Source organism: Streptomyces chilikensis, from assembly GCF_001642695.1.
In the GTDB taxonomy this organism is placed as follows: domain Bacteria; phylum Actinomycetota; class Actinomycetes; order Streptomycetales; family Streptomycetaceae; genus Streptomyces; species Streptomyces chilikensis.
Map to the genome: position 1 here is coordinate 1 of NZ_LWCC02000089.1, position 7,931 is coordinate 7,931.

At 69.0% G+C, this 7,931-nt stretch carries 5 protein-coding genes and 1 pseudogene; 2 read left to right on the plus strand and 4 right to left on the minus strand.

The features are described from left to right. Positions 1 to 111 precede the first annotated feature (111 nt). The 4 genes from arfA to A2U95_RS23670 form a co-directional block, all read right to left on the minus strand. Positions 112 to 1,611, minus strand: coding sequence for an arabinosylfuranosidase ArfA (gene arfA, locus A2U95_RS23655; protein WP_166026551.1), 1,500 nt, complete (start codon positions 1,609 to 1,611; stop codon positions 112 to 114). A 126-nt stretch (positions 1,612 to 1,737) separates the two neighbouring features. Next, positions 1,738 to 2,634: a carbohydrate ABC transporter permease gene (locus A2U95_RS23660; RefSeq protein WP_166026553.1), complete on the minus strand. Its 897-nt coding sequence runs from the start codon at positions 2,632 to 2,634 to the stop codon at positions 1,738 to 1,740. Then, positions 2,631 to 3,524, minus strand: a complete 894-nt coding sequence (locus A2U95_RS23665; RefSeq protein ID WP_240957904.1) for a carbohydrate ABC transporter permease — start codon at positions 3,522 to 3,524, stop codon at positions 2,631 to 2,633. The genes A2U95_RS23660 and A2U95_RS23665 overlap by 4 nt, the downstream gene beginning before the upstream one ends. A 145-nt stretch (positions 3,525 to 3,669) precedes the next feature. Further along, positions 3,670 to 4,920, minus strand: a complete 1,251-nt coding sequence (locus A2U95_RS23670; protein WP_240957914.1) for an ABC transporter substrate-binding protein — start codon at positions 4,918 to 4,920, stop codon at positions 3,670 to 3,672. A gap of 859 nt (positions 4,921 to 5,779) precedes the next feature. On the opposite strand from A2U95_RS23670, the gene A2U95_RS23675 reads away from it, so the two are divergent. Together A2U95_RS23675 and A2U95_RS23680 are read left to right on the plus strand one after the other, a co-directional pair. Further along, positions 5,780 to 7,273 carry a non-reducing end alpha-L-arabinofuranosidase family hydrolase gene (locus A2U95_RS23675; protein WP_166026559.1) on the plus strand — a complete coding sequence of 498 codons (1,494 nt, stop codon included), beginning with the start codon at positions 5,780 to 5,782 and terminating at the stop codon, positions 7,271 to 7,273. Between the two features lie 230 nt (positions 7,274 to 7,503). Further along, positions 7,504 to 7,931, plus strand: a pseudogene (locus A2U95_RS23680) (response regulator); the annotation flags it as partial.

Consider the following 7,931-nt stretch of genomic DNA (forward strand, 5'->3'; position numbering starts at 1 on the left):
AGGCGCGCCGCCGTCCGGCCCGAAGACCCCGGCGCGGCGAGGACCGGGGCGCCCGCACCCGGGGGCCCGGCGCCATCCGCGGGCCCGGCGCCCCGTCGCCGCGCGCACCGCTCAGTGGAGCGCGATCGCCGTCCACGACACCGGCGGCAGTTCGACCGTGACGAGGCCGTCGGCGAGCGCCGCGCTCGTGTTCACGTACGGGGAGACCCGGTCCTGCTCGGCGAGCGTGTTCCTCGCGTACACGTCGGAGTCGGCGAGCGTGAGGGCCTCGGCGACGCGCGAGGAGCCGAGGCTGCGCACGTCGATCGTGACCTGCGCGGCCTCGCGCAGGTCGCGGTTGACGAGGAAGACCGCGGCCCGGTCCTCGTCGGCCGTCGCGACGGCGTCGACGACGGACGCCTCGCCGTGGCGCGCCGTCTCGTACACCGGCGCCTCGATCACTGGCCGGATCACCTCGCCGGAGGCGAGCCGGCTCGTGATCGAGAACGGGTGGAAGGTCGTCTGCCGCCAGGCCGGACCGCCGGGCTCGGTCATGATCGGGGCGATCACGTTCACCAGCTGCGCGAGCGACGCCGAGGTGACGCGGTCGCTGTGCCTGAGGAGCGTCATCAGCAGGTTGCCGACGACGACGGCGTCCGCCACCGTGTAGACGTCCTCGAGCTGCCGGGGCGCGTGGCGCCACTCGGTGCCGACCTCCTGGGACTCCTGGTGCTCCTTGAGGTACCAGACGTTCCACTCGTCGAAGGAGACGTCGATCTTCTTCCTCGAGCGCTTCTTGCCGCCCACGTGGTCCGCGGTCGCGACGACGGTGTCGATGAAGAAGTCCATGTCGACGGCGGAGGCGAGGAAGGAGCCGAGGTCGCCGTCGAGTTCCTGGTAGTACGCGTGGCAGGAGACGTAGTCGACGTGCTCGTAGCTGTGCTCGAGCACCGTGCGCTCCCAGTCGCCGAAGGTCGGCATGCCGGACCCGGAGGAGCCGCAGACGACCAGTTCGAGGTCCTTGTCGGCCATCTTCATCGCGGCGGCGGTCCGGGCGGCGATCTTGCCGTAGTCGTCCGCCGTCATGAAGCCGGTCTGCCAGGGGCCGTCCATCTCGTTGCCGAGGCACCACATGCGCACGTTGTGCGGCTCCGGGGTGCCGTTGGCGATGCGCAGGTCCGAAAGGGCCGTGCCGGACGGGTGGTTGGCGTACTCGAGCAGGTCCAGGGCGGGGAGGATGCCCCGGGTGGCGACGTTGACCGCGAGCATCAGCTCGGAGCCGGTGAGCTTGAGCCACCTGGCGAACTCGTCGAGGCCGACCTGGTTGGACTCGAGCGAGTGCCAGGCCAGGTCGCGGCGCACCGGCCGCTTGTCGCGCGGGCCGATCGAGTCCTCCCAGCGGAAGCCGGAGACGAAGTTGCCGCCCGGGTAGCGGACGGTGGTGCTGCCGAGCTCCCGGACGAGGTCGACGACGTCCATGCGGAAGCCGTCCTCGTTCGCGCTCGGGTGCTCCGGCTCGTAGATGCCGGTGTACACGCAGCGGCCGAGGTGCTCGACGAACGAGCCGAAGGTGCGGCGCCGGACGGGGGCGACGACGGCCTTCCGGTCGAGCTCGATGTGGGCGCGGGGCATGGCGGTGGTCCTTTCTGGGCGGCGCACGGCGCGCGGGGCCGGCGCCGCCGGGGTGTCAACGGGCCTGCCCCCGCCGCGGACGCGACAGGGGCAGGCGTGGGACGGTCCGGTGGGGGTCCCGGAGGATCAGCCCTTCACCGCGCCGGTGAGGCCGCCGACGATCTTCTTCTCGAAGATCGAGAAGAAGATCAGGGCGGGCAGCATGGCGAGCGAGGTGAACGCGAGGATCCGCGCGGTGTCCTGGGAGTACTGCGAGGCGGACAGCGCCTGCACGCCGAGCGGCAGGGTGTAGTTGGCCTGCGAGTTCAGCACGTACAGCGGCAGGAGGTAGTTGTTCCAGCTGCCGAGGAAGCCGAGGATGCTGACCGTGACCACGCCGGGCGTCGACAGCGGGATCACCATCCGGAAGAAGAACCCGAGCCGGCTCGTGCCGTCGATCGACGCGGCCTCCTCGAGCTCCTTCGGGATGGCCTTGAGGAACGGCACCAGGATGATGACGGTCGTCGGCAGGCCGAAGGCGATCTGCGGGATGATGATGCCGAGCAGGTTGTCGATCAGGCCCAGGTTCTTGATCATGATGTACAGCGGCGTGATCGCGATGACCAGGGGGAACATCAGGCCCGCGGCGAACAGCGAGTACATCGCGCCCTTGAACCTGAAGTCGTAGCGCGCGATCACGAAGCTGACCATCAGGCCGAGCACCACGATGCCCACCGTGCTCGCCAGGCCGACGACGATCGAGTTGGCGAACTGGCCCCAGAACGTCTGCGTCGCGAGGACGTCGGTGTAGTTGCTGAAGGACCACGGGCTCGGCAGCCCCGACGGGTCGGTCGTGAACTGCGAGTTGGTGCGGAACCCGCCGAGCACGATGAAGAGCACCGGTGCGATGCACACCCCGATGAGGACCAGCGCGACGAAGTAGGTGAAGGGGTTGCCCCACTTCTGCCCGGCGCCGCGGCGGTCGGGGCGCCTGCGTCGTGCGATCGCCGAGAGGTTCGCGGACTTGGCGGTCGTCACGCTCATCGGGAGCCTCCATCGGTGACGGCGCCCTGCAGGTCACGGCGCAGGACGAAGCGCTGGTAGAGCAGCGCGACGAACATCGAGATCACGAACATCACGACCGCGATGGCGCTGCCGTAGCCGAAGTTGGCCGCGTTGCGGCCCTCGGCGACCATGTAGATCGCCATCGTCGACGTTCCCGCGGTGCCCGCGATGTAGGGGCCCCAGATGATGAAGACGAGGTCGAACAGCTGCAGCGACCCGATGATCGACAGGAAGCCCCAGATGCGGATCGTCGGGCCCAGCAGCGGAAGCGTGATGCGGCGCTGGATCTGCCAGTAGGAGGCGCCGTCGATCTCCGCGGCCTCGAAGAGCTCGTCGGGTATGGACTGCAGGCCGGCGAGCATCAGGATCACGGCGAAGCCGATGTACTTCCAGGTGATGATCGCCATCAGCGTCCACAGGGCCAGATCCGGGTCGGACAGCCAGTCGTGCTGCCAGGACTCCAGCCCGAGCTTGCCCAGGAGGTCGTTGACCGCGCCGTTGGACTGCAGCAGCAGGCCCCAGCCGGTGCCGACGATGATCTCGGAGATCACGTAGGGCACGAAGATCAGGATGCGGATGACCGAACGTCCCCGGATCTTCTGGTTGAGCAGCAGGGCGAGGCCGACCGCCAGCGGTCCCTGGACCACGAGGGAGAGGACCACGATCAGCAGGTTGTGCGTCAGCACCTCGTGGAAGGCGGGGTCGGTGAGGATCAGCTTGTAGTTGTCCAGCCCCACCCAGTCGGTCGGATCCCCGTAACCCTTCCAGCGGTAGAAGCCGTAGTACGCGGCCAGTACCACCGGGAAGATCACGAACGCCAGGAAGACGAGGATCGCCGGTCCGGAGAGGATCGCGATCTCGAGTCGCATCCGGGCACGGCCGCTGCGGCGGCGTCCAGCCGCTCGCGGCGGAGCCGGGGACGCGGACCTGCCCGCGTCCCCGGCTCCGGGCGTGCCCTGCGACTGACGGCCGGGGGCCGTGTCAGTGCCCAGGGTGTCGCTCATGGTTCTTTACTCAGCCCTTCGCGGCGGCCGCGTTGGTGTTCTTGACGATGTCCTCGGGCGTGCCCTTGCCGGCCATCAGGTTCACGACGGCGGTGTTCATCGCGTTGCCGACGTTCTGGCCGTACTCGGTGTCGAGGAACATGACGGTGTAGGCCGCCTTGTTGAAGGCCTCCAGCGCCGAGACGTTGTAGGGGTCGGTGACGACGCCCTGGGCCTCCTTGTTCACCGGGATGGTGTTGAAGCCCTTGGCGTACTTCTCCTGCTGCTCCTTCGTGGAGAGCCACTGGAGGAACTCGAAGGCCTCCTTCGGCGCGCTCTTCGCGACCGAGTAGCCGTCGCTGCCGCCCATCATGGCGCTGGGGTCGCCCTGACCGCCGTCCACGGCGGGGAAGGGGAACCAGCCGAGGTCCGGGAGCGGCTTCTTGTCCGGGGTGAGGCCCGCGATCACGCCCGGGTTCCAGTTGCCCATGAGCTCCATGCCCGCCTTGTGGTTGGCGAGCATGCCCGCCGACGAACCGGCGCCCTGCTGGGCGGGGGTCGTCAGGTAGCCCTTCTGGAACGGCTCGATCCTGAGGAACTTCTGCAGGTCCTCACCGGCCTTCTTCCAGCACGGGTCGTCGAACTTGAGGTCGGCGGCGGCCTTGCTCATCGCGTCCTGGCTGCAGTGGCGCAGGGCGAAGTTGTAGTACCAGTGCGCGGCCGGCCAGGCGTCCTTGGCGCCGACGGCGATCGGGGCGACGCCGATCTTCTTCAGCTTGGCGATGGCGTCCTCGAGCTCGTCCATCGTGGTCGGCGTCGACTTGATGCCGGCCTTCTCGAAGAGTTCCTTGCTGTAGTAGATGCCCTCGGGCTGCGTGGACAGCGGGACGGTGTAGATCTTGCCGTCGACCGTGGCGCCGGCGACGGCCGCGCCCGCGTTCTTCTTGTCCTCCTCGGTGAAGGGCAGCTCCTGGAGCTGGCCGGCCTCGACCATGGCCCGCAGCTTGCCGCCGCCACGCTGCAGGAAGATGTCCGGAGCGGAGTTGGAGTTGAGCGCGGTCTGCAGCTTGCCGTCGAAGTCCTCGTTCTGGACCGTCTGCAGCTTGATGGAGACCTTCGGGTTCTCCGCCATGTACTCCTGGACGGCGGACTTCCAGAACTCCTCGCCCGGACCGGGGGAGGCGTTCTCCCACACGGTCAGCGAGACCTTGCCGCCGGAGGACCCGTCGCCGTCGGTCTCGCCTCCGCCGGCGCAGCCGGTGGCAGCGAGAGCGATACCCAAGCCGACCGCGACAAGCGTCGTGCTGCGTGTCTTCCTCGTCATCATGGCAACTTCCTGATCAGTCGTCATAAACGCAATGAGCGTGAATGGGGGTGCGAAAAGTCGTGGTCCTGCTGGGTGGCGCCAAGAATGTCGTGCGTTTCGATCCGGGCGATCAAGTGACGGGGCGGCCGTGACAGCGACGAGGGCTGATCGCGGCGCGCGAATTCCGTGCTTCCCGCTCCGGGCATGTGGGTGTGAACGTGCCAGGTGGACGGGGGGTGACCGTAAGGGATGGTTTTCGTTACGGAGGGTTGCGATCGCACGAGAGTATGCGCTCGGCGCGGAGCGACAGTCAATGACTAATGTTCCGAAAATTTCTCGAAACTTATGAATGACTGCCGGGCTCCTGCGTCGAAATATTTCGGGGCGGGAGCCCGATCGGTGCGCCGGCCCGCCGTCGGGCGCGGAACGCCCGTTCCCGCGCGGGAGGTGCGGCCGGCGGGGCCGGAAGCCGGGGCGGACGGCCGTCGTGCTCCCGGCGCGGCCGGCGGGGGAGCGGGCGACGGCCCCGTGGAGGAACAACGGCATATGTGAGCGCTAACACCAGCAGGACCTTGAGCTCGGCGAACGCCCGGCCCGGTGATTGCGGCGTTGCGCGTCACCACGGCCACTCCCAGGGCACTCGGTGCACACCTATTGCTACCGCAACTGTTAGCGCTCACACTGGCTGCCGAACGCCGGACGCGCCGACCAGGTCCGCCGCGCGCCCGGCACCGCCGTGGCCGTGCCGGGCACGCGGTCCGGCGCTCCCCCCACCGAACCGGCTCCCCCGCGGTCGCTCTCCCCGGGCGGGAGCCGAGATCCCCAGGAGGAACACATGGCACCAGGAACGCCCTTAACCGCACGCCTGTTCAGGCGATGGCGGAGGAGCACGGCCGGAATCGCCGTCACCGCCCTGCTCGCCGGACTGTGTCTGGCGCTCGGCAGCACGCCGGCCTCGGCCGCCACGGTCGACCCCAGCGCCACGTACGTCCTCGTCAACCGCCAGAGCGGCAAGGCGATGGACGTGTACAACCTGGCCACCAACGACGGCGCCCGCATCGTCCAGTGGTCACGCAACGACCAGGCGCAGCAGCAGTGGCAGTTCGTGGACTCCGGCAACGGCTACTACCGGCTGAGGTCGAAGCACTCCGGCAAGGTCTTGGACGTCTACAACTGGTCGACCTCCGACGGCGGGCAGATCGTGCAGTGGCCCGATCTCAACGGCGCCAACCAGCAGTTCCGCCTCGCCGACTCCTCCGACGGGTACGTGCGTCTGATCAACCGCAACAGCGGCAAGGCGATCGGGCCGGAGAACGCCTCCACCGGTGACGGCGCGAACATCGTGCAGTCCACCGACACCGGCGCGGGCCACCAGCAGTGGCAGCTGGTCAAGGTGGGCGGCAGCACCACGCCGCCGGGCGGCACGTGCTCCCTCCCGTCGACCTACCGGTGGTCCTCGACGGGCGCGCTGGCGCAGCCGAGGAGCGGGTGGGTGTCGCTGAAGGACTTCTCCGCGGTGAAGCACAACGGCAAGTACCTCGTCTACGGGTCGTACTCGACGGGGTCGACGTACGGCTCCATGGCGTTCAGCCCGTTCACGAACTGGTCCGACATGGCGTCGGCCGGCCAGAACGGGATGAGCCAGGCCGCGGTGGCGCCCACGCTGTTCTACTTCGCGCCCAAGAACATCTGGGTGCTGGCCTACCAGTGGGGCCCGGCGGCCTTCATGTACCGCACCTCGAGCGACCCGACCAACGCCAACGGCTGGTCCTCGCCCCAGCCGCTGTTCACCGGCAGCATCTCCGGCTCCGACACCGGCCCGATCGACCAGACCCTGATCGCCGACGGCCAGAACATGTACCTGTTCTTCGCCGGTGACAACGGCAAGATCTACCGCGCGAGCATGCCGATCGGGAACTTCCCGAGCAGCTTCGGCTCGTCCTACACGACGATCATGAGCGACACGAAGGCCAACCTGTTCGAAGCGGTCCAGGTCTACAAGGTCCAGGGCCAGAACCAGTACCTCATGATCGTCGAGGCGATGGGCGCCAACGGCCGCTACTTCCGCTCCTTCACGTCCTCCAGCCTGAACGGCTCGTGGACCCCGCAGGCCGCCACCGAGTCCAACCCCTTCGCGGGCAAGGCCAACAGCGGCGCCACCTGGACCAACGACATCAGCCACGGCGACCTGGTCCGCGCCAACCCCGACCAGACCATGACCATCGACCCCTGCAACCTCCAGCTCCTCTACCAGGGCAAGGCCCCGAACTCGGGCGGCGACTACAACGCGCTGCCGTACCGGCCGGGCGTCCTCACCCTGCAGCGCTGACCGGCGCTCCGCACGGCGGGCGGCAGCGCCCGCGCACCGAACACCGAAGGCCCTTCCGGCGTCCCGCCGGGAGGGCCTTCGGCCTCGGTGCCTCCCGTGCCCCGGGGCGGTCCGCCCGGCCTCCGGGCGGACCGCCCCGGCCTTTCGGGCCCGGAGTGAGAAAGATGGTCCCGGGTCCCGTCTCCGGGCCCGGGGACGGGACCCGCACGACGCGACGCAGGGAGCACGCCATGACGGACGCCGAGCGGCCCGGTGGCGAGGGCCCGACCGGGTCTTCCTGCTGGACGACGAGCCGGACATCACCGTGGTGGGTGAGGCCGGCACGGTCGAGCAGGCTCTGGTGCGCATACCGGCCCTGCGCCCGCAGGTCGCCGTCCTCGACGTGCGCCTGCCGGACGGTGACGGTGTGAGCGTCTGCCGCGAGCTGCGGTCGCGCATGCCGGACCTGGCGTGCCTGATGCTGACCTCGTTCGACGACGAGGAGGCGCTGCTGGACTCGATCATGGCGGGGGCCTCCGGCTACGTGCTGAAGCAGATCCGGGGCTCCGACCTGGTGTCGGCCGTGCGCGCGGTCGCCCGTGGCCAGTCGCTGCTCGACCCGAGTGCGACCGCCAGGCTGATGGCGCGGCTGCGGGACGGGCAGCCGAAGGAGGAGGAG